Source organism: Mycetocola spongiae, from assembly GCF_020424085.1.
GTDB classification, from domain to species: domain Bacteria; phylum Actinomycetota; class Actinomycetes; order Actinomycetales; family Microbacteriaceae; genus Mycetocola; species Mycetocola spongiae.
Genome location: NZ_CP080203.1, coordinates 2,053,344 through 2,074,043, shown reverse-complemented (window position 1 = coordinate 2,074,043; position 20,700 = coordinate 2,053,344). Strand labels below are relative to the sequence as shown.

The 20,700-nt window shown below is 68.0% G+C and carries 19 protein-coding genes; 6 read left to right on the top strand and 13 right to left on the bottom strand.

Annotated elements, in window-relative coordinates:
* Window positions 1-78: 78 nt before the first annotated feature.
* Genes KXZ72_RS09425 through KXZ72_RS09410 form a run of 4 tightly spaced genes read right to left on the bottom strand, consistent with a single transcriptional unit; the run spans window position 79 to window position 5,267 of the window.
* Window positions 79-2,568: an MMPL family transporter gene (locus tag KXZ72_RS09425; protein WP_226080521.1), complete on the bottom strand. Its 2,490-nt coding sequence runs from the start codon at window positions 2,566-2,568 to the stop codon at window positions 79-81.
* Between the two features lie 52 nt (window positions 2,569-2,620).
* Entirely contained in the window at window positions 2,621-3,262 is a 642-nt protein-coding gene (locus tag KXZ72_RS09420) for a TetR/AcrR family transcriptional regulator (protein WP_226080519.1), read from the bottom strand.
* 27 nt (window positions 3,263-3,289) lie between these two features.
* Entirely contained in the window at window positions 3,290-4,081 is a 792-nt protein-coding gene (locus KXZ72_RS09415; RefSeq protein ID WP_226080518.1) for an alpha/beta fold hydrolase, read from the bottom strand.
* Window positions 4,082-4,091: 10 nt separating this feature from the next.
* Window positions 4,092-5,267 carry a MalY/PatB family protein gene (locus tag KXZ72_RS09410; RefSeq protein WP_226080516.1) on the bottom strand — a complete coding sequence of 392 codons (1,176 nt, stop codon included), beginning with the start codon at window positions 5,265-5,267 and terminating at the stop codon, window positions 4,092-4,094.
* Window positions 5,268-5,354: 87 nt separating this feature from the next.
* Between KXZ72_RS09410 and aroQ the strand changes: the two genes are divergently transcribed.
* Complete coding sequence (gene aroQ / locus KXZ72_RS09405; protein WP_226080514.1) at window positions 5,355-5,813, top strand: type II 3-dehydroquinate dehydratase; 459 nt, start codon at window positions 5,355-5,357, stop codon at window positions 5,811-5,813.
* Here the strand turns inward: aroQ and KXZ72_RS09400 are convergent.
* Window positions 5,810-6,451, bottom strand: coding sequence for a TetR/AcrR family transcriptional regulator (locus tag KXZ72_RS09400; protein ID WP_226080512.1), 642 nt, complete (start codon window positions 6,449-6,451; stop codon window positions 5,810-5,812). The genes aroQ and KXZ72_RS09400 overlap by 4 nt on opposite strands.
* Window positions 6,452-6,549: 98 nt before the next feature.
* Between KXZ72_RS09400 and KXZ72_RS09395 the strand changes: the two genes are divergently transcribed.
* The gene (locus KXZ72_RS09395; RefSeq protein WP_226080507.1) at window positions 6,550-7,284 is read left to right on the top strand and encodes a glucose 1-dehydrogenase; all 735 of its coding nucleotides are present in this window, start codon (window positions 6,550-6,552) and stop codon (window positions 7,282-7,284) included.
* A gap of 62 nt (window positions 7,285-7,346) precedes the next feature.
* Here KXZ72_RS09395 and KXZ72_RS09390 read toward each other — a convergent pair whose 3' ends face one another.
* From KXZ72_RS09390 to KXZ72_RS09365, 6 genes are all read right to left on the bottom strand, one after another.
* Window positions 7,347-7,631: a muconolactone Delta-isomerase gene (locus KXZ72_RS09390; RefSeq protein WP_226080506.1), complete on the bottom strand. Its 285-nt coding sequence runs from the start codon at window positions 7,629-7,631 to the stop codon at window positions 7,347-7,349.
* A 2-nt stretch (window positions 7,632-7,633) separates the two neighbouring features.
* On the bottom strand, window positions 7,634-8,767 hold the full coding sequence (locus tag KXZ72_RS09385) for a mandelate racemase/muconate lactonizing enzyme family protein (RefSeq protein ID WP_226080505.1): 1,134 nt from the start codon (window positions 8,765-8,767) through the stop codon (window positions 7,634-7,636).
* Window positions 8,768-8,848: 81 nt separating this feature from the next.
* Complete coding sequence (locus KXZ72_RS09380; RefSeq protein ID WP_226080504.1) at window positions 8,849-9,952, bottom strand: sugar ABC transporter substrate-binding protein; 1,104 nt, start codon at window positions 9,950-9,952, stop codon at window positions 8,849-8,851.
* Window positions 9,949-11,010: an ABC transporter permease gene (locus KXZ72_RS09375; RefSeq protein ID WP_226080503.1), complete on the bottom strand. Its 1,062-nt coding sequence runs from the start codon at window positions 11,008-11,010 to the stop codon at window positions 9,949-9,951. Before KXZ72_RS09375 ends, KXZ72_RS09380 begins: the two co-directional genes overlap by 4 nt.
* A complete protein-coding gene (locus KXZ72_RS09370) occupies window positions 11,007-12,062 on the bottom strand; it encodes an ABC transporter permease (protein WP_226080501.1) in 1,056 nt (351 codons plus the stop codon). Before KXZ72_RS09370 ends, KXZ72_RS09375 begins: the two co-directional genes overlap by 4 nt.
* Window positions 12,059-13,624: a sugar ABC transporter ATP-binding protein gene (locus KXZ72_RS09365; RefSeq protein ID WP_226080500.1), complete on the bottom strand. Its 1,566-nt coding sequence runs from the start codon at window positions 13,622-13,624 to the stop codon at window positions 12,059-12,061. Before KXZ72_RS09365 ends, KXZ72_RS09370 begins: the two co-directional genes overlap by 4 nt.
* A gap of 224 nt (window positions 13,625-13,848) precedes the next feature.
* Here KXZ72_RS09365 and KXZ72_RS09360 point away from each other — a divergent pair, with 224 nt between their 5' ends.
* The 4 genes from KXZ72_RS09360 (at window position 13,849) to KXZ72_RS09345 (ending at window position 18,500) form a co-directional block, all read left to right on the top strand.
* Complete coding sequence (locus KXZ72_RS09360; protein ID WP_226080499.1) at window positions 13,849-14,733, top strand: SMP-30/gluconolactonase/LRE family protein; 885 nt, start codon at window positions 13,849-13,851, stop codon at window positions 14,731-14,733.
* A gap of 107 nt (window positions 14,734-14,840) precedes the next feature.
* A complete protein-coding gene (locus tag KXZ72_RS09355) occupies window positions 14,841-16,817 on the top strand; it encodes an alpha-ketoacid dehydrogenase subunit alpha/beta (RefSeq protein WP_226080497.1) in 1,977 nt (658 codons plus the stop codon).
* 89 nt (window positions 16,818-16,906) lie between these two features.
* Complete coding sequence (locus KXZ72_RS09350) at window positions 16,907-17,680, top strand: IclR family transcriptional regulator (protein ID WP_226080495.1); 774 nt, start codon at window positions 16,907-16,909, stop codon at window positions 17,678-17,680.
* Window positions 17,681-17,747: 67 nt separating this feature from the next.
* Entirely contained in the window at window positions 17,748-18,500 is a 753-nt protein-coding gene (locus tag KXZ72_RS09345; protein WP_226080492.1) for an SDR family NAD(P)-dependent oxidoreductase, read from the top strand.
* Window positions 18,501-18,528: 28 nt separating this feature from the next.
* On the opposite strand, the gene KXZ72_RS09340 is transcribed toward KXZ72_RS09345, so the two are convergent.
* Both KXZ72_RS09340 and KXZ72_RS09335 read right to left on the bottom strand, forming a co-directional pair.
* Window positions 18,529-20,016: a hypothetical protein gene (locus KXZ72_RS09340; RefSeq protein ID WP_226080490.1), complete on the bottom strand. Its 1,488-nt coding sequence runs from the start codon at window positions 20,014-20,016 to the stop codon at window positions 18,529-18,531.
* Window positions 20,017-20,191: 175 nt separating this feature from the next.
* Window positions 20,192-20,605, bottom strand: coding sequence for an NUDIX hydrolase (locus KXZ72_RS09335; RefSeq protein ID WP_226080488.1), 414 nt, complete (start codon window positions 20,603-20,605; stop codon window positions 20,192-20,194).
* Window positions 20,606-20,700: the final 95 nt, after the last annotated feature.

Sequence of the window (20,700 nt, the reverse complement as noted above, 5' to 3'; positions counted from 1 at the left end):
GCCGCCGGAAAATCTTTGTGTTAACGGCCGCGGCCGCCCTCCTCCCGGGGGAGAGGGGCGGCCGCGGGGGACGCGGGGTTAGGCGTCCGTGGTGGCGTGCGCGGGATGCTTGCGCTCAAGCGCGGCACCCTCCACGTCCACATTGGGCAGGATGCGGTCGAGCCACTTCGGGATCCACCACGCGGAGTCCCCGAGCAGGTGCATCACGGCCGGGATCAGCAGCATGCGCACGATAAACGCGTCCAGCAGCACACCAAAGGCCAGGCCAAATCCGATCGAACGGATCATCGCGGACTCGGCGAAGATGAAGCCACCAAACACCGAGATCATGATGATTGCCGCGGCGATCACCACGGTGCGTCCGGCATGCAGGCCGCGCTGCACGGCGAGGCGCGCGGGCGCCCCGTGGGCGAAGGCCTCGCGCATTCCCGAGACGAGGAAGAGCTGATAGTCCATCGCCAGGCCAAACAGGATTCCGATCAGGATCGTCGGCAGGAAGCTCAGGATCGGGCCCGGATCGTGCACCCCAAATACGCTGCCGAGCCAGCCCCACTGGAAGATCGCGGTGATGCCACCAAACGTGGCCGCGAGCGAGAGCATAAATCCGATGGTCGCGGTCAGCGGCACCAGGATCGAACGGAAGACGAGGATCATGATCAGCAGCGAGAGGCCCACAACCACGGCCAGATACAGCGGGAGGGCCGCACCGAGCTGCTCGGATACGTCGATATTTCCACTCGCGCTTCCGGCCACACCCAGCTCCACGTCCCCGCTCAGGGGCGAGAGGCCGCGCAGGTCACGCACGAGCTGCTCGGTCGAGGCGCTCGAGGGCCCCTCGACCGGAACCACCTGGAAGGCGAGGACCGTGCGGTCCTCGGAGGCGCCGATCGGGGCCACCGCGGTGACATCCTCCTGGTCCTTCAGCGCCTGGCCGATGCGCACCTGCTCGGCGAGCACCTCGTCCTCGGTTGCGGCCTCGGGCAGCGTGGCCACCACCAGCAGAGGGCCGTTCACGCCGGCCCCAAACTCGGAGGCGGTGAGCTGATACGACTTATACTGCGTGGAGTCCACGGCCTCGGAGGAACCATCGGGCAGCCCCAGGCGCATATCCAGCGCGGGCAGGGCCACGATCACGAGGGCCGCGAGGCCCGCGATCAGGGTGACCACGGCGCGGCCCGTGCGCATGGGCTTCACCTCGGCGGTTGCGGGCAGGGGAGTGCCGATCAGGGCGCGCTCGCGCTTTTTCAGCACCCGGTTGCCCACGAGGGCGAGCAGCGCCGGGGTGAGGGTCACGGCGAGGAGGATCGCGACGGCCACGCAGATCGCGCCGACGGTGCCCATCAGGCCGAGGAAACCGATTCCGGTGACGTTCAGGGCGAGCAGCGCGATCAGCACGGTGGAGCCGGCAAAAACCACGGCGTTTCCGGACGTGCCATTGGCCAGCCCGATCGACTCGTGCAGTTCCAGGCCCTGGCGCAGCTGCTTGCGGTGCCGGTTCAGGATAAATAGCGAGTAGTCGATACCCACCGCGAGTCCCAGCATCACGCCGAGCACGGGGGTGATCGAGAGCATGTCCACCACGCCCGAGAGCGAGAGCGCGGCGGTCACGCCCACGCCCACTCCCACGATCGCGCTCACGAGCGGAAGCGATGCGGCGATCACGGTGCCCAGCATCACCAGCAGCGTGATCGCGGCGATCAGCAGGCCCACGGCCTCGCCGACGCCAAAGATGCTCGGCACACCCTGGGTGAGTTCGGCGGAGAACTCCACGTCCACGCCCGCGGGGGCTCCCGCGGCGGCCGCGGCCACCACGGCGTCCTTCTCGGCCGGCGGGATATCCAGCTGGGCCTCGGTGAAGACAATATTGGCCACGGCCGTGGCCTCGTCCCGGGACACGGTGCGAATCTCGGCGGACATCGCCAGCAGCTGCTCGGAGAGGTCCAGTGTGGTGGTGTTTTTGGCGATCTCGGCGAGGCCCTCGCTCAGCGTTTTCTGCTGCGTGTCGAGCTCGCTGCGGGCGGCATCCAGCGTGGCCTGCTGGGCCTCAAGCGCGGGCAGTGCGGCGGCGGGGGCCTGGCCGCGCGCGGCGTCCAGCTGGGCCTGACCCGCGTCCACCTGGGCGCGTCCGGCATCCAGGGCCTCCTGGCCGGCCTCGGCCTGCGCGCGTCCCTCGGTGATCTGGGTGCGGCCATCGGCCACCGCGGCCACCTGCTCGGCGATCATCGCCTGGGTTTCAAACGGATCGGTGGTGGTGCTCACGCCGTCCAGATCGCGCAGGTCGGTCAGCAGCTCGCCGATCTGGCTGCGCTGCTCGGCGGTCAGTGCGGACCCATCGGAGGAGTGGAACACCATGGTGCCGCTGCCGCCGCTCACGCTCGGGAAGGTCTCCGCGAGCTGATCGGTGACCTTGGCGGTCTCGGTGCCGGGGATCGAGACCCCATCGGAGAGGGTGCCGCCGACGATGAAGAAGGCGGAGACGGAGATCCCGAGGATCACCAGCCAGGAGAGGAGAACCGCCCACGCGCGACGCGCGGAGAATTTTCCGAGGCGATATAACAGTTCGGCCAAGGGGGAGCTCGTTTCTGTATTAGGGGAATGCGGGACGGACGGGGGGAACGGGCTACTCGGGCGGATAGCCGATGCGAACGCTGTGGATCACGCGTTCCAGCAGGCTGTACCAGAGATCACGGGCGTCCTTGTCCGTGGCGGCATTGGTGGCGGTGAGCCAGTGCATTGCGACGACCTCGAGGCCGTGCATGAGGGAGGAGACCAGGAGTTCGGCCTCGAGCTGGTCCACCTCGCGGTTTTGGGCCGCGAGTTCCTGGGCGAGCTCCAGCGCTGTGCGCGAGAACGTGGCCTGGAAAATCTGGGAGGGGCGCGGATCGCCCGCCTCGAATCCGCCGAGTGCCTGCCAGAGATAGGAGATCACGCCGGGGATATCGGTTTCGCGGAGCACCGTCACGACGTGCTCAAACATCGAGGAGCGGCTGCCGCCGCCGGGGGGCGCAGCGCCCACCGAGGCCTTAATGCTGTGTACGAGGATCCCCAGCGCCTCGGTGCACGAGGACGTGACGATATCGTCGATCGACGCAAAGTGGTTAAAAACCGTGCGCCGGGATACCCCGGCGCGCTCGGCGAGGGTGTCCACGCTGAAGCCGGCCACCCCGTTTTGGGCGATGAGGTCGCGGGCGGCATCAAGAATCGCGCGATGCGAGCGCTCGCGCAGGGGATGCGGGCGGGGCGCGGGGGTGGAAACGGTCACCCCATTACACTAAGTGCAGTCTTGCACTCAGTGCAAACCGGGGAGGTCATCCCCGTCCGGCAAGCCGAGGTGTGTGCGGATCGCCGCGGCCACCTCCGGATAACCGGTAATCATGGTTTCATGGCCGTGTCCGGGCACCTCGACCAGGCGGGCATCGGGGATCAGCCGCACCACCTCGCGCGCCCACCCGCGCGGGGAAATCCGATCGCGCTCGCCGCGGACCACGAGGGTATGCGCCCGGATCAGCGGCATCCTCAGCTCCACATGATGGCGCATCATCGTGCCGAGCTTCTTCAGGTACCAGCGCGGCCCGGCCTTCACATAGTAGATCGCGCCGTAGTACATCGTGGTGAGCTGCGGGGTGATCATGTCCTGCACCAGGCGCAGGCCCTGCCGCAGATACGTGCGCTCGGCCGGGTTCACCGTGGGGGCCAGCAGCACCAGCTCGGGAAAGAGCTCCGGGTGGCGGCAGGCGGCCTCCACCGCGAGCTGGGTGCCCATCGAGTGGCCGATCAGCACCGGGCGGGTGATCCCCAACCCGCGGATGAGCTCGGCGATCAGATCGCCCGAGCCCGGCATATCCAGGGGTTCCTCGGGCTCGGGGGCATCACCAAAACCGGGGAGATCCAGCGCATACACCGTGCCGGATGTGCCCAGATCCGCGGCCAGGCCGCGCCAATAGGCGTGCCCCATCCCCACGCCATGCAGCAGCACAAAATCGGGGCCGTCCTCGCGGCCGGAACGATAGACCAGGGTGGTGCGGCCCGCGTGAATAAACGGGCGTGGTGCGGCATCCTCGAAGTCCTGCGTGCGGGTCATGAGCGCTAGTTTAGGCGGTCCGCGCGGCCCGTGCCCGCCGCACGGTCGCGGCCATCCGGGTCACGGCCTCGCGCAGCAGCGGCCGCGGCAGCGCCAGGATCAGGCGGGCAAAGCCGGGTGCCCCGCAGGCCGCCCCATCGGTCAGCAGCACCCCGTCCGCGGCCCAGGCGGCCACCGGATCGGGCAGATCCAGGCCGCGCAGATCCAGCCAGGCCACATACGTGCCCTCGGGCGGGGAATAGCCCACCTCGGGCAGAAGCTCGGCCAGCAGCGAGCCCAGCTCCGCGCGATTGCCGTCCAGATACTCGAGTGCCTCGCGCAGCCACGGGCCGCCCTCGCGATACGCGGTGATGCCCGCGATCACCCCGAGGGTGGAGGCCCCGAGCGCGGTGAACGTGCCAAATTTTTCCCAGACGGCGAGGTCGGCCTCGTTATGCGTGATCAGCTGGGCGGTCTTCAGCCCGGGCAGGTTCCAGGCCTTGGAGGCGGAATAGCCCGTGGTGGTATGCGCGGCCGTGTGCTCATTCAGCCCGGCATAGGGCACATGGGTATGGCCCGGATAGATCAGCGGCGCCCAGATCTCATCGGCAAATACCCGCCCGCCCGCGGCGGTGACCACCGCGGCTACCCCCTCCAGCTCGCCGCGCGTGAAGACGCGGCCCACGGGATTGGAGGGGTTACACAGGATCAGCAGCTCGGCCCCCGCAGCAAAGGCCCGGGCGATGCCCGCGGGATCGGGGGTGGGGCCGTGCGGGCCGGGGATCAGCGGCACCCGGATCACCTCGCGGCCCAGGGTCGGGGGCAGGTCCAGGAAGGGCATATAGGCGGGGGTGGGCACGATCACGGGGGAGCCCGGGGAGGTGAGGTGGGTGATCGTAAACGCGAGCGCGGTCAGGACATCGGCCACCTCGTGCACGTGCTGCGGCGGGATCTCCGCGCCGAGTTCGGTGCGATAAAACGCGGAGGCCGCCTCGCGCAGCCCCCGGGACCGGCCCGGCGTGAGATAACCCAGCTCCCCGCGCCCCACGGCCGCGGCCAGCGCGGCACCGATCTCGGGGGCCGTACCAAAGTCCATCTCCGCTACAAAGGCCCCGATGCTGCCGGGTCCACCCGTGGTCCACTTCAGCCCGCCGCGCTCGCGCAATTGCGCGGCGGTGGTGGCATCCCAGCTCTCCTGCAGCGTCATGATCGGGGTCCCTTTCTTGCCTGTGGGCCCACTCTATCCGGGCGGGAATCTTCCCCGCCCCGGCGTGTACTCACTACACTCATAACCATGGCTGCCTCCACGAATTCCGTGCCCACGATTCTGATCCTGAACGGACCCAACCTGAATCTGCTGGGAACGCGCGAGCCCGAGCGCTATGGTCGGCATACGCTCGCCGATGTGGAGGCGCTCGTGGCGGCGGAGGCCGTGGACCTCCGGGCCGAGGTGGAGTTTCTGCAGAGCAACCACGAGGGTGTGCTGATCGACGCGATCCACGCCGCGGCCGGCCGCGTGGACGGCATCGTGATTAATGCCGGGGCCTATACCCATACCTCCATCGCCCTGCGCGATGCACTCTCGGCGGTGGCCATTCCCCTCGTGGAGGTACACGTGACCAATGTGCACGCGCGCGAGGAGTTCCGCCACCACTCCTATCTCTCCGATATTGCCCGCGCCGTGATCGCCGGCGCCGGCATCCGGGGCTATGTCTATGCGCTGGATCTCCTGGTGCGCGAGGCCCGCGCCTAACGACCCAGGGTTCCGGCGAGCACCGCGCCGAGCTGCGCGTGCAGATCCGTGTGCAGCGCCTCGGGCGGGGTGGAGCCCAGCCCCACGCGGATAACCTCCAGCTGGAACGCGGAGAACATGGTGCGCGCGGCGAGCGTGGGGTCCAGCCGCGTCCGCACGCCGAGGGCCATCGCATGCTCGCGAATCAGCGCTGCCAGCGTGGCCTCCAGCCGTTCGATATCGGCGAGGGCCGCGAGCCGATACTCGCCCTCGGGGGCGCCAAAGAGCACCTCGCGCTGGAAGAGGGCGGTGTTTTTTCCCGCCCGGATGGAGGCCTCCAGCAGCGGGAGTAGCAGGGCCTCGAGCCGCTCGATTCCGTTCTCGGCGGGCAGCGCGCGGGCGGCGGTTTCCCCCGCGGCCACGGCCTCGGCCACGCGGCGCTGGGTCACCATGAGGAGCAGCTCGGACTTGGACGCGGCATAACGAAATACGGTGCCCGCGGCCACATCGGCGCGATCGGCCACGGCCTGGGTGGTGACACCCTCATAGCCGTGGGTATCAAAGAGCTCGCTCGCGGCGCGGAAGATGCGCTCAAATTTATCCAGCTTATTGCGCTCGCGGCGGCCGCCCGCGGCCGGGGATCCGGTGCTGTCCGTCATGGCGTCCCTCGTCTCTGCGCAGCGAAGCTCCCATTCTAGCGGTAGAGGAGTACACTCATTATTGATTAGACTCATTAATTTTGGAAAGGGTGATCACGATGGCTCGTGTATCCGGAAAAATTGCATTGATCAGTGGCGGCTCCCGGGGCATGGGCGCGGCGCACGCCCGCAAGCTGGTGGCCGAGGGCGCGCAGGTGGTCATCGGAGACCTGCTTGATGCCGAGGGTGAGGCGCTGGCCGCCGAGCTCGGCGCAAACGCGCGCTATATCCACCTCGACGTGACGCAGCCCGGCGACTGGGAGAAGGCCGTGGCGCTCGCCGTGGCCGAGTTTGGTGGGCTCAACGTGCTGGTGAATAACGCCGGTATCGCCAATGGCGCCCCCGCCGAGGACTTTAAGCTTGAGGACTGGAATAAGATCCTCGATATTAACCTCACCGGAACCTTCCTCGGAATGCAGAAGGCCATCCCCGCGATGAAGGCCACGGGCCCCGGCTCGATCATCAACATATCCTCGATCGAGGGCCTGCGCGGCAGCCCGCTGCTGCACGGCTATGTGGCCTCCAAATTTGCCGTCCGCGGGATCACCAAATCGGTGGCCCTGGAGGTGGCCGAGCACGGTATCCGCGTGAACTCGATCCACCCCGGCCTGATCGAGACGCCGATGACCGCGGGCCTGTCCGCCGAGCGAATGAGCATTCCGCTCGGCCGCGGCGCGAAGCCCGAGGAGGTCTCCGACCTCGTGCTCTTCCTCGCCTCGGATGAGTCCGGCTATTCCACGGGCTCCGAGTTTGTGATCGACGGCGGCCTCACGATGGGCGTCTCGCTGAAGTAGTCGCGCCCCACCTCATACCGCGCCGCTCCCCCCCCCGGGGGAGCGGCGCGGTGTTTTATGGATCAGTCCCGGTAGGGATCGGCGGGATGGGTGGCAAGCGGATGCACCGTGATATCCATCCAGGCGTATAGCGGTAGCGAGGCGAGCAGCCCGTGCAGCTCGGTCGCATCGGCGACACGATAGAGGCTCCAATTTGCGCGCCGCCCGGGCACGCGCCAGATCCGGCTCAGCGCCCCGGAGGCGGTGAGCTCCGCGGCCCGCGCACCCTCGCGGGCGTAGAGATCCTCGCGCAGCGCGGGGTCCGTCTCGGGGGGCAGGTTAATGCTGATCTCCACCAGAAATTCCATGATCACTCCTTCTTAAGGGTGCTGTGCGCGGAGGCCGTGCGGGCCACCGCCTCCCAGTCCAGGGGGAGGTCCAGCCCGGGCCGGGTCGAGTGGCTCCAGCGGCCTCCCGAGATCGGCATGGGTTCGGTCAGGATCCGGGACAGCGGTTCCGCCCCGACATATTCGGGGATGACCTCCAGCGCTCGCACCGCCTCCGAGCGCTCCGCGAGGGCCGCGTGCAGGTGCGGCCAGACATGCGGCAGCACGCTCCCGGGTGCGGCCGAGTCCAGCCCCGCCCGCGCGAGGGCCGGGCCGCCCACGGTGGTGGCATCCACGCGCAGATAGCGCACGCCGTGCCCGCTCAGTTCCCGATAGGCGGACGGCGTGATCACGTCCTCGCCCGAGGCGATATCCAGCCCGGCCGCGCCCACACAGCGGCCCACCTCCCGGGTCTCAAACGCGGGCACCGGGTCCTCGGCGAAGAGCAGCCCGAGGTCGGCCAGCCCGGCGCTATGCCGGGCATAGTCCTCGGCGCGATGAAAAACCCCGTGGAAATCGGCCGCGAGTTCCACGCCGGCCGGAAGGATCTCGCGCGCCCGCGAGAGCGCCCGCAGATCCTGGGCGGCGTCCACGCCCTGCACCATATATTTCATGATCGTATAGCCCTCGTCCACAAACCGGCGGATCTCATCCAGCACGGCCCCCTCCGGGCGGCGGTCCGGGAAATACCCGGCCACGGCCATCAGCGGAACCGGGGTGGCGCGCGGGGCCGCCTCGGGGGCGAGGGCCTGCGCGAGGGGGACCCCGAGTGCGCGGGCCCGGATATCCCAGAGCGCACCATCGATCAGCGAGGCCGCCCGCACGAGTGCCGCCCATCCCGGGGAGAAGCGCGAGCGCAGGGTCGCGGACACCGCCACGGGATCGGCGGGCTCCCCCAGAATCTGGGCGGCCAGGCCCGCGGTGGCCTCGTGCAGCGGCGTATTGCGGGCATAACCCACGGCCCGCCCGCTCAGGCCCCCCGCGGTATCGATGCGCAGCACCACATAATCGCGCGTGACATAGGAGATGGGTCCCAGCCGCAGCGGATAGGGCAGGGGCAGGGCGCACGTCCACACGCGCACGCGGGTGATGCGATCCGCGGAGATTTCAGGTTCCATGCTGTGATGTCCTTTGGGCGTTAACGACCCGGGTGGGTGGGGGCACGGCCTCGTGCCCCCACCCACCCGGTTTTCCCGAAATTACTTTGCGGCCTTGCCGCTCAGGGCGATGCTCAGGTCCATGCCGGGGGTCCACTTCTCGCTGAACCAGTCGGCGAAGAATCCGGGGGAGACCAGGTCCTGGGCGAAGGCATTACAGCCGGCCTCAAGCTCCGCGAGGGAACCAGTCTCGCATACCTTGACCTCGTCCTGGGTGACCCAGCCGAAGCCCACGTTCACGTTATGCTCCACGTCCTTGCCCTCGAGTGCATCCACCGCGAGGTGCAGTGCAGCGACGCCCTGATACTGGGGTGAACCCACCGAGGCACCCACGAGGCCCTTGGCGGCATAGGCGGGATCGGCCAGCGCCAGGCGCCACGCGTTTTCACCCTCGGAGAGGATCGGTACATAGGGGCGGTTTGCGGCATCAAAGGCGGCGGTCAGCGAGACGCCACCGGCCTGGGACCAAACGCCGTCGATATTATCAAACGCGGCGAGGAAGCGGGACATGCACTCGCCCGAGGGGCCCTGGGCCCAGTCTCCGGCGCACTGGTCCAGCACCTTGATGCCGTTTTTCTCGAATGTCTTAATCGCGGCGGCATTGCGGTCCTCATCGGTCGAGGTGCCCGCGACGCCCGTGATCATCACAACATTGCCCTTATTGCCCATGAGCTTCGAGAGGTGCTCGGCGCTCTTGGTGGCGTATTCGGCCTGGTCGTAGGTGACGTTATAGGCGCAGGGCTCGGTCACGGTCGCGTCATAGGCGAAGACCTTAATGCCCGAGTCGCAGGCCATCTTAATGGTCTGGTTCAGCGCGGTGGGGGAGATCGGGTAGACGATGATCGCATCATATTTCTGCGCGATCATCTGCTGCAGCTGCGAGATCTGGTTCTGTGCCTCGTCGCCCGAGACAAAAACATCCACGCCCGCGACCTTATCCTTCAGCGGGTCCATCTCGGCCGCGGCCGTGATCAGGTTGCGCGAGGTGGCCTGCCAGTCGTTGCCGGTATAGCTCATGCTCAGGGCCACGCGATAGCCCGAGCCATCGCCCGAGGCCTGGGGTGCGGCCTCGCCGCTACAGCCCACGAGGGTCAGTGCGGCGGCGGCCAGAAGCGCGCCTGCCGAGATTAGTTTTGAGGTTTTCACCGTGTTTCTCCTTTGAAAGTCGGTACTGCGGGGGTGGGGAGGGGTTTTTGGGGGGAGCGCCGGCGCGAGCGCAGCGTCCCGGCAATGATGGCCACGAGGATCACGGCACCAAAGGCGATCTGTTTTACCGCCTCGGGCAGCTGATATGTGGTCAGCAGCGAGGTGAGCAGGCTCAGCAGAATGCCGGCGCCCACGGTGCCGAGGAAGTGCCCGCGACCACCCGAGAAGGCGGCGCCCCCGAGTGCAACCACGGCGATGGACCCCAGCAGATAGGGATCACCCATGCCCAGATAGCTCTGCGAGGCGAGGCCCGAGAGCATGATTCCGGCAAGCACCGCGCAGAGCGAGGACAGCACATACATCAGGACGGATAGGCGCGCGGAGGAGGTTCCGGCGAGGCGCGCGGACTCGGGAGCGAGGCCCACCGCGTTGAGGCGGCGACCGAATGTGCCGGAGCGCAGGACGAGGGTCACGGCGAGGACCAGCACCAGCATGACCCAGAGGATCGGCGCGATGCCCAGCAGGTCGCCGGTCATCAGCCAGCCGGCCTCGGCCGGGGGTGAACCGGTCACGGAGCCGCCGGTATAGCCCAGGGTGGCCCCCTGAAGAACGGCGTTCATCGCGAGGGTCATCACCACCGGATGCACCCCGAAGCGGATGCTGCCGATTCCGTTTGCAAGCCCCACCCCCACGCCCAGCGCCAGCGCTGCCAGCAGGCCCGGCAGCAGCAGCTCGGAGCGGCCGCCGGTGATTCCGGCAAAGAGGATCGCGGAGGAGCTCATCGTCCACGGAATCGAGAGGTCGATTCCGCCGATGAAAATCACGGCGCCCTGGCCCAGGCCCACCATGATGGTGATGGCCGCGAGCACCAGGATGGTCTCCAGGCTCGCGGGGCGCAGGAGGGCGGGGCGCACGATCAGGACCAGCGCGCACATCAGGGCGAGCGCGATCCAGATCGCGGCCACGGGGCGGCCGGCGGTACCAAAATCGAGGAGGCCGCGGGAGAACAGCCCGGTAAACGGGCGGCCGCGGGTCGCGGCGGGGGCGGTCGTGGTCATCGCGGGGACCTTTCACTGGCGGCGGGGACCTCTCCCACGCGGATGGGTGGCGGAGTGGGGCGGGCCCGGCGCAAGAGCAGCACGGCCACCGATTGCAGGGCGATCGCGAGTAGCAGCAGCAGGCCGCGGGCGATCGTGGACCAATAGCTGGCAAAGCCCAGCACAAAGAGCACGTTGACGGCGATCGTGATGGTGATCGCCCCGAGCAGCGCGCCCGAGATCGAGCCTCGGCCGCCGCCGAGGCGCAGCCCGCCGATCACCACGGCGGCAAAGGTGCCCAGCAGGAAGCTGCCGCCCGTGAGCGGGTCCCCGCCGAGCGTCTGCGAGGTCAGCGCGATTCCGGCCAGCGCATAGAGCGCACCCGAGCCGGTGAAGGCAGCGAGCTTGGTGCGGTTCACGGCGATCCCGTTTTGGGCCGCGGCCTCGGGATCGCTTCCCACGGCGATCAGGGCGCTGCCAAAGCGCGAGCGACGAATCGCCCACCAGCCCCAGAAGATCAGGGCGAGCACAAGCGCGCCGATCGGGATTCCGAAGATTTCGCCGGTCACCACCGAGACCACGCCGGTGGCCGAGGGGTCGATGCCCGCGGGCTTGGGCAGCAGCAGGAGGGCCACGCCGCCGAGCACAAATCCGGTGCCGAGGGTTACCACCACGGGTTCCAGCCGGAAGCGGGTGACGATGAATCCGTTGAGGAAGCCGATCACCGCGCCGAGCGCGATCACCGCGAGCAGCACCAGGATCTGGGTCAGAATCCCGCCGCGCAGCTGGGTGGTCAGGATCGCGTTGCTCACGGCGATCACCCCGGCCACGGAGAGATCCAGGCCGCCCACGAGCACCACCAGGGCGAGCCCGGCGGCGGCCAGGGCCAGCGCGAGGCTGGCGTTAATAATGAGATAGCGCAGCTGGGTGGGTTCGAGGATGCTGGGCTGGCGCGCGATCAGGACCGCAAAGAGCCCGATCAAAAACACGGCCGAGACCAGCACGCCACTCTCCACGCCGCGGCTCACGGTGCCCAGGAGCCGGGACTGAAGCCGGTGCGTACTGGCGGTCATGCGGATTCCCTTTCGGTGGGGGAGCCGAGGGCGGCCCCCATAAGCGCGGATTCGGTGATCGCGTCCCCGCGCAGCTCGGCCACAATCTCGCCGTTATACATCACGAGTACGCGATGGCAGATATTCACGAGCTCGGGGATTTCCGTGGAGTACATCAGCACCCCCGTTCCCGCGGCGGCGACCTGCTGGATCAGCGCATAGAGTTCAAATTTGGTTCCGATATCCACGCCGCGCGTGGGATCGTACAGAAGAAGGACGCGCGGATCGGTCACGATGGCCCGCGCAAAGACCACCTTCTGCTGGTTTCCGCCGCTCAGGGCGCGCACGGGGGTATCCAGGCGGTCGAGGTTCACGTCCACGGCGCGCAGGGTTTTTTCCACCAGCGCCGATTCGCGCCGACGCGAGATGAAGCCCGCCCGGGATACCCGGGAGAGCACGGTCAGCGCGGTGTTTTTGCGCACGCTCAGGTCAAGCACGAGGCCCTGGGTTTTCCGCTCGGGCGGCACAAAGGCGATCCCGCCGCGGCGCTTTCCGAGGCGCAGGGCGGCGCGGGGCGAGTGGATCCGGCGCGGTTCGCCCGCGAAGACGATGCTGCCTCCGGTCTTGCGCAGCGCCCCCGCGAGCACCTCAAAGAGTTCGCGTTGGCCCTGGCCCTCCAGCCCGGCCACGCCCACGATCTCGCCCTCGCCGAGGGTCAGGGTTGCGGAGGTGAGCCCGTGGGCGGCGCGCAGGTCCCGGGTTTCCAGGAGCGGTGCGGCATCCGCGGCGGCGGGGGTTTTGGGGGGATAGGCGGCGCCGAAGGAGCGTCCGATCATCTGCTCGATGGCGGCGGGCCGGGAGAATTCGGCGATCGGCACGGTGGCGATATGGCGGCCGTTGCGCTGCACGGTCACGGAATCGCAGAATGCCTCAACCTCGTCGAGCATATGCGAGATAAACAGGGTTGCGCAGCCGCCCGCGGAGAGCCGGCGCAGCACGCCGTGCAGCCAGGCGGTGTCCTCGGGGAGCAGCGAGGAGGTGGGCTCGTCGAGGATCAGCACGCGCGGTTCGCGCACCACCGCCCCGAGGATTTCCACGAGCTGGCGGTCGCGCAGCGAGAGCGAGGCGATCGGCGAGGATACGGGCAGATCGTGCAGGCCCCAGCGTGCCGCGAGTTCCGCGGCGCGGGCCTCGCGGGCGCGGCGGGCGCGGGGCCAGGGGGCGCCGGGGGCCACGGTGGAGAGGATGAGGTTTTCCGCGACCGAGAGGTCGGGGATGAAGCTCAGCTCCTGGAATACCGTGCAGATTCCCGCGGCGCGGGCCTCGGGTACCGAGCCGATGCTGAGCGGTACCCCGTCGATCAGGAGCTGGCCGGAGTCGATCTGGACGAGGCCGCTGAGGGTCTTCACGAGCGTGGATTTTCCCGCGCCGTTCTCGCCGATCAGGCCGGTCACGGTGCCCGCCCGCAGGCGGAGGGCCGCCCCGTCCAGGGCCCGGGTGGCGCCATAAACCTTATGGGCGTCGCGGAGTTCCAGGAGTGGGGGCTGTCCGGGGGAGGAAGCGTCGGGTGCGCTGCGGGTCACGAGGGGTCTCCGTCTTCATTGGCGAGCGTGGCTGCTGAAGGTTAGAGTCACAGAATTTTTCTTAATTGTCAACAAATGGAGCTAATTTCAGATAGTCGAAGTAAACGGGTGCTTTTGGGGAGATTTTCCCAAGATTTGTTCTATCTGAAAGAAATTCGATCAAGTTGATTTTGGCCGGGTCGCGGATAGGATACTCACACCCGAAGACTCACATTGGAGAAAACATGACCGTGAACATCGACGTTCTCTGCGATATCAAGAACCACCTCGGCGAGGGGCCGCTCTGGGATGTGGAGCAGCAGCGCCTGTACTGGATCGACAGCAAGGTGGGGAATATCTATCGTGCCACGGCCGATGGCCGCGAGCTGCGCGCCTGGGACGTGCCGGGCCAGATCGGCTCGATGGCCCTGCGCCGCGACGGCGAGGGCGCCGTGGTCTCGCTGGACTCCGGCTTCCACTTTCTGGACCTCGCCACGGGGGATACCGAGTTCATCGTGGACCCCGAGCCGGATCGCCCCGTGAATCGGCTCAACGACGGCAAGGTGGATCGCGCCGGGCGCTTCATCGTGGGATCGATGCACGGCACCGAGGACGAGGCCTCGGGCCGGCTCTACCGGCTCGACCCGGATCTCTCGGTCCACGTCCTGGACGAGAACATCATCGTCTCGAACGGCCCGTGCTGGAGCCCCGGGGGCGAGACGTTTTATTTTGCCGATTCCTGGTCCGGCGAAATCTGGGCCTATGACTACGACCTCGCGACCGGCTCGGTGAGCAACCGCCGCACGTTTGCCCGCATCGATGCCGATACGATCGCCGCGGCCGATGGTGCCACCGTGGACTCGGAGGGTTATCTCTGGAGCGCCCACGTATTTGTGGGCAAGATCGTGCGCTATGCGCCGGATGGCACCGTGGACCGCGTGATCGATATGCCGGTCCAGAAGGTGACCAGCGTGATGTTTGGTGGGGCCAACCTCGACACGCTCTATGTCACGTCGATGGCCAAGCGCTATAAGACCCGCTATCCGGCCGATGGCATCCAGCGCGGCAGCATTTTTGCCGTCACGGGTCTCGGGGTGACCGGGGTGCCGGAATCGCGATTTGGGGCCTAAATACCCCGAATAACTCTCACTATCTGAAACAACATCAAAATGTTGACAAAATATTAATAACGGTGTCACACTGCCGGGGTACTCGAACCGACCCTGAGGAGCACGTGATGACCAGAGAAGATCTCACACCGGCCGCGGCCTATCTACAAATGCTGACCATTCGCGCGAGCGAGGAAAAAACCCTCGAACTCTCCCGCGAGGGTCTGGTGGCGGGCTCCGTGCACCTGTGCCTCGGCCAGGAGGCCATCCCCGTGGGTGCCGCCGCGGCGCTCGGGGAGAACGACGTGGTGCTCTCGACCTATCGCGGTCACGGCTGGGCCCTGGCCCTGGGGTCCAGCCTGACCGCGGTGCTGGGTGAGATCGCGCAGCGCGCGGGCGGCACCAACGGCGGCCGCGGCGGATCGGCGCTGCTGAGCGATCCCGATACCGGCTTCCTGGGGGAAAACTCGATCGTGGGCGCGGGCTATCCGATCGCCGCGGGTGTGGGGGTGTCCTCGCGCCTGCTGGGCAGCGACCGGGTCACGCTCACCAGCATCGGCGATGGCGCGATGAACCAGGGCGCCTCGCTCGAGGGCATGATCTTCGCCGCGGCCCGCAACCTGCCCGTGGTTTTTCTGTGTGAGAACAACGGCTGGGCCGAGATGACCCCGCTTGAGGCCACCACCCGCAGCGCGGACCTGGTCGAGCGCGCGCGTGGCCTCGGCATCGACTCCCGGATCGTGGACGGCGGCGACCCCTTTGCCGTGCGCGATGCCGTGGCCGAGGCCGCCGCCGCATGTCGCCGCGGCGAGGGCCCGGTCTTCCTGGAGCTGAAGACGGTGCGCCTATCCGGGCACTATAACAAGGACATCCAGCACTATCGCCCGCGCGAGGACCAGGAGGCCGCGGAGGCCGCCGATCCGATCGCGCGCTTCCGCGCCCGGGCGCTGGGCGAGGGCCTGCTGACCGAGGCCGAATGCCTCGCGGCCGAGGCCGAGGCGCTGCGGGCCGTCGCGGAGGCGGAGACCGCCGTGCGCGCGATGCCGCTGCCGGATACCGCTGGCGTTTTTGAGCACCTCTATGCCGAACCCGTGACCGATCTGGCCAATCCCGATGTGGGCGAGACCAAAAACCTCACGTATCAGCGCGCGGTGAATCTCGCGCTGCGCACCGAGCTGGAGCGCCGCCCCGAGACCATTCTTTACGGGGAGGACGTCGGATTTGCCGGCGGAATCTTCGGCGTGAGCCGCGGGCTGCACCGCGAGTTTGGCGACGAGCGGGTCTTTGATACCCCGATCGCGGAGGCCGCGATCCTGGGCTCGGCGGTGGGCGCGGCGATGACCGGGGCCCGGCCGATCGTGGAGATCATGTGGGCCGATTTCACGTTTGTGGCATTTGATCAGATCATCAACCAGGCATCTAACGTGCGCTATATCAGCCGCGGTCGTCTCTCCGCCCCGCTCACGATCCGGATGCAGCAGGGCGTCACGGCTGGCTCCTGCGCGCAGCACTCGCAGAGCATCGAGGCGTTTTTTGCCCATATCCCGGGCATTAAGGTGGGCCTGCCGGCCACGCCGCAGGACGCCTATGACATGCTCCGCGCCGCCGTGGCCGATCCCGATCCCACGGTGGTCATCGAGGCCCGCTCGCTCTATCAGATGGAGGGCGAGGTGAACCCCAACGGGCCGCTGCAGCGCGTGGAGGGTGCCCGCACCCATCGCGAGGGCGCCGATCTGGTGATCTTTACGTGGGGCGCGATGCTGGGCACCGTGCTGGAGGCGGCCGAACTGCTGGAATCCACCGAGGGCATTTCCGCCCGGGTGGTGGACCTGCGCTGGCTGCGCCCGCTGGATGACGCCGCGATCGCCGAGGCGATCCTCGCCACCGGGGGCCGCGTGCTGATCGTGCACGAGGCCACCACCACGGGTGGTTTTGGTGCCGAGGTGGCGGCGCGGATCGGGGAGTCCCAGTTTGAAAACCTGGACGGCCCCGTGCTGCGCCTGGGCACCCCCGATATTCGGATGCCCTCGGCGCCCAATCTGCAGGATGCCGTGCTGCCGGGTATCGCCGCGATTCTTGCGGCCGCGCGCCGCGCCGTGGCCTAGCCCCGGCTTTTCCACGCGGCCCGGCGATCACCCGCCGGGCCGCGTGCGGTTCCGTGTAACACGAGTGTGGGGAAGATATGGTTGAGAGTATGTCCGATAAAGCGCTAACGAAGGCGGAGAAGCCGGGGACCACCACGATTCAGTCCGTGGCCCGGGCCTCGCGCATCCTGATCGCGGTGGCGGGTACGGACGAGGGGCTCCTGGCCAAGGAGGTCGCCGATGCGCAGGGTCTGTCCCTGCCCACCGCCTACCACCTGCTGGCCACGCTGGTGCAGGAGGGCCTGCTCTTTAAAGACAGCCGCCGGCGCTATGTGCTGGGCCCGCAGGCCGAGGTGGTCGCGGCCGCGATTGAGCGCAATTCCGCCGCCCCCGAAAACTATCTGGTATTCCTGCGCCAGCTCGCCGCCTCCACCGAGGAGACGGCCTATCTGAGCGCGTGGCGCAACGGCGAGATCGCCGTGCTGTCCTCGATCGAGGGCTCGCGCGCCGTGCGCGTCTCGGGCCTGACCGGCTCGCACTCGGACGATCTGCACGCCCGGGCCAGCGGCAAGCTGCTGCTCGCCTATGGCACCCCGGAGCTGCGCGAGCGGGTGATTGCGGCGAGCGGATTCCATCCGCGCACGGCCAATACGATCACCTCGGCGAAGGCCTTCCGCGCGGAGCTGGAGGAGATCCGCCGCGTGGGTTATGCATTTGATCGCGAGGAGTTTGAGCTCGGCGTGATCTGCGTGAGTGCACCCATTCTGGTGGGTGGCACGATCGTGGCCTGCCTCACCGTCTCCACCCCGAGCGAGCGCTTCCAGCAGAACCGCGAGTTCATCGTGGACGCCGTGGTGGCCGCGGCACACGCCGCGAGTAGCTAACCGGCATAAATTTTTTTCGGGGCCCACACGGAGGTGGGCCCCGCATCCCGACGTTAAGGAAAACATCGTGAAGCTGGGCCTGGAAAATAAGGTAGTTCTGTGCACGGGAGCCGCGGGTGGCATCGGCCGCCCCACGGCGCGAATTTTTGCCGAGGAGGGCGCGCGGGTTATCTGCGTGGATCGCGATGCGTCCGCGGTGGAGGAGCTCGTGGCCTCGCTCCCGGGGGAGGGCCATACCGGGATAGCGCTCACGGTGCACGATCGGGCCACGGCCGAGGAGGTGGTGGCGCGCGTGCTGGCCACCTATGGCCGAATCGACGTGCTGGCCCATCTCGCGGCGATGCTACAGACCGTGGAGCTCACCGAGGTCACCGAGGAACAGTGGATGGCCCATATGAACGTCAACGTGAACGCCACGTTTTTCCTCGCGCGTGCCGCGGCCGAGGCGATGTGTGAGCACGGCGATGGCGGCCGGGTCACGATCATCTCCTCGGGTGCCTGGCTCTCCGGCGGACTGTCCACGCGCCTGCCCTATGCCACCACCAAGGGTGCGGTGACCACGATGGCGCGCGGGCTCGCGAAGGCCTATGGGCCGCGCAATATCACGGTGAATACGATCGCCCCGGGCCTGATCGATACCGCGATGATGCGCGATGGCCTCACCCCGGAGCGCCGCGTGGAGCTCGAGGAGGCCACGCCGCTGCGCCGATTTGGCACGCCCGAGGAGATTGCCTCGGTGATCGTCTTCACGAGCTCGGCACCCGCGAGCTTCATCTCGGGCGCGACGCTGAATGTCTCGGGCGGCAATACCCTCTACTGACGCGAGGCCGCCGCCCCCGGCCCGGCCCCTAGCGGGCCGCGCCGGGGGTGTTATTTTCCCCCGGGGCGGGCGCGCTTCCGTGCTCGGCCGGGCCATAGGCGGGGGGAGGCGATTGCTGGCCGGGTGCCGGGAACTGCTGTGCGGGTGCCGGGAACTGCTGTGCGGGCCCGCCGGGCGGCGGAGCGCCCGGCGCCGCGGCTGCCGGGGCCAGCGCGAGGCCCACGAGCGTGCCCAGCCAGGCGAGTATCGCGATCATCGCGAAGAGATACATGAGGGACTCCGAGACATCAACCGGGATCACCCCGTCCAGGATATGTGCCTCGGGAGGGCCGTCCCCGGCATCCCGGATAAACAGCCCGGCGAGGAAGACCCCCGCCCAGAGCGCGAGCGTGCCGATCACATAAACCGGCCCAAGCGCGCGCTTTCGCCGCGAGGGAATACTCGTGATGATCGGCGCGATCAGCAGCGCAATGATGATCAGGGGGCTGATCATGATCAGGAGCACGCTATACCAGCCCAGCCCGCCGAAGATCTGGCGGCCGAGGATCAGATAGAGCGGGATGCCCGGCACGGCCACCCACTGGCCCACGCGGATCACGGACTCCAGAACCGGATGCGGCGCCGAGAGCGCGCGATTTTGCGCCGGGCCCGCGGCCACGGGTCCGACACCCAGGCCGCGCAGCAGCAGGCTCAACGCGAGGATCGCCAGCACCCAGGCGGAGAGTTCCACGAGCGTCGCGAATCCGCCCAGGAGCTCGCGGCCCGGCAGATCCGGGCCCAGGACCCCGCCGTTGATGAGGAGCAGCATCGAGAGCGTGTGGAAGAGCTCCTGGAGGAGAAAAAGCCCCACCGCGATCCCCAGCAGCAGGCCAAACCGTGGCGGCAGGTTGCGGCCGCGATACGCGGCCCAGAGCACAAGGGAGATCGCGAGGAACGGCCCCGTGGAGACGGCATAGATCGGCGCCTGGATCAGCGCCCAGAGCGAGCCGAGCGAGGGCTGATACCAAAACTGCGTGCTCAGAATCGCGATGCCCACGCCCAGCAGCAGCGGCAAAATATGCAGAGTGATGCGCCCGCCACCCACGGGCCGCGGGCCCACGCCCCAGAGCCGCGCCACGGCCAGGGCTGCGCGCAGCGAGGCAAAAAGCACGGCCACCGCCACCAGAATATTTAACCCCAGGCCCAGCGCCAGGCTGGTGAACAGGTTGAAATCGAAGCGGTCGGCGTTATTAGAGAGCAGTGCCGCCTGCACCACCAGCACAACCCAGATCGCGATCTGCGGATAAAACAGTCGCGGCGGTACCGCGCGTGCGCGCAGCGCCCCGGGATAGGCCAGCAGCACCGCGGGGGTCACCAGGCCGTATGCGAGCAGCGGGAGGAGCCGATCGAGTCCCGCACCATAGCCGCCGCGGGGTATCGCGATTAGGATCACGGCGATCAGCAGCGGCATCATCCACTGCACCCAGAACAGGGCTCGGTCGAGGGTGGGCGGGGCCGTACTCCGGTGAGGGTCCATGACGGAAACCCTATAACGGCAGATATTCCCGCGGGGGATTATTTTCCCCCGCGGCGTGGATTCCCGCCCGGTTGCGCGGGGCAGGGGGTGCGGATGGAATGGTCATGCCGCGAACCTAGCCCCGGTGGCTGTAAATTGCGCGGGGGCGCGGAGGCGGCGCGGGATCCCGCCGGGTCTAGTCGATCAGCCCGTCGGCGAAGAGCCGGGCGAGCACCGCGGCCCCCGCGGGCGGGCAGCGAGGAGCATCGGCGGTACTCGCCCAGTGCAGGGCGCTCACCTCGCTGCTCGGGGTGGGCTCGGTCGCAAGCTCCCCGCGGAAGACCCGCATCTCCACGAGCCGCCCCTCGGGCTCACCGTGGGCCTGCAGGGCGAGGTCAAAATATTCGTGCAGGGTCTCCGGGATCAGCTCGGCCCCCACCTCCTCGCGGACCTCACGAATCACCGCCTCGCGCGCGCTCTCGCCCGCGTCGATCTTGCCGCCGGGTAGATAGATGACGTCCCGCCCGCGCGCGGTGACCATCAGCATGCGCCGGTCGCGAATAAACGCGAGGGCGGCCACGGGAATATGGGGAAGCGCGCTCTGGGTCATCAAATTAGTCTATGCCGCGGGGCAGGGCACGCCGGAAATGGGTAAACTGGGGCGTTAATGCCCGGCACCCGGTCGGGTAATCAGTGCAAACTTCA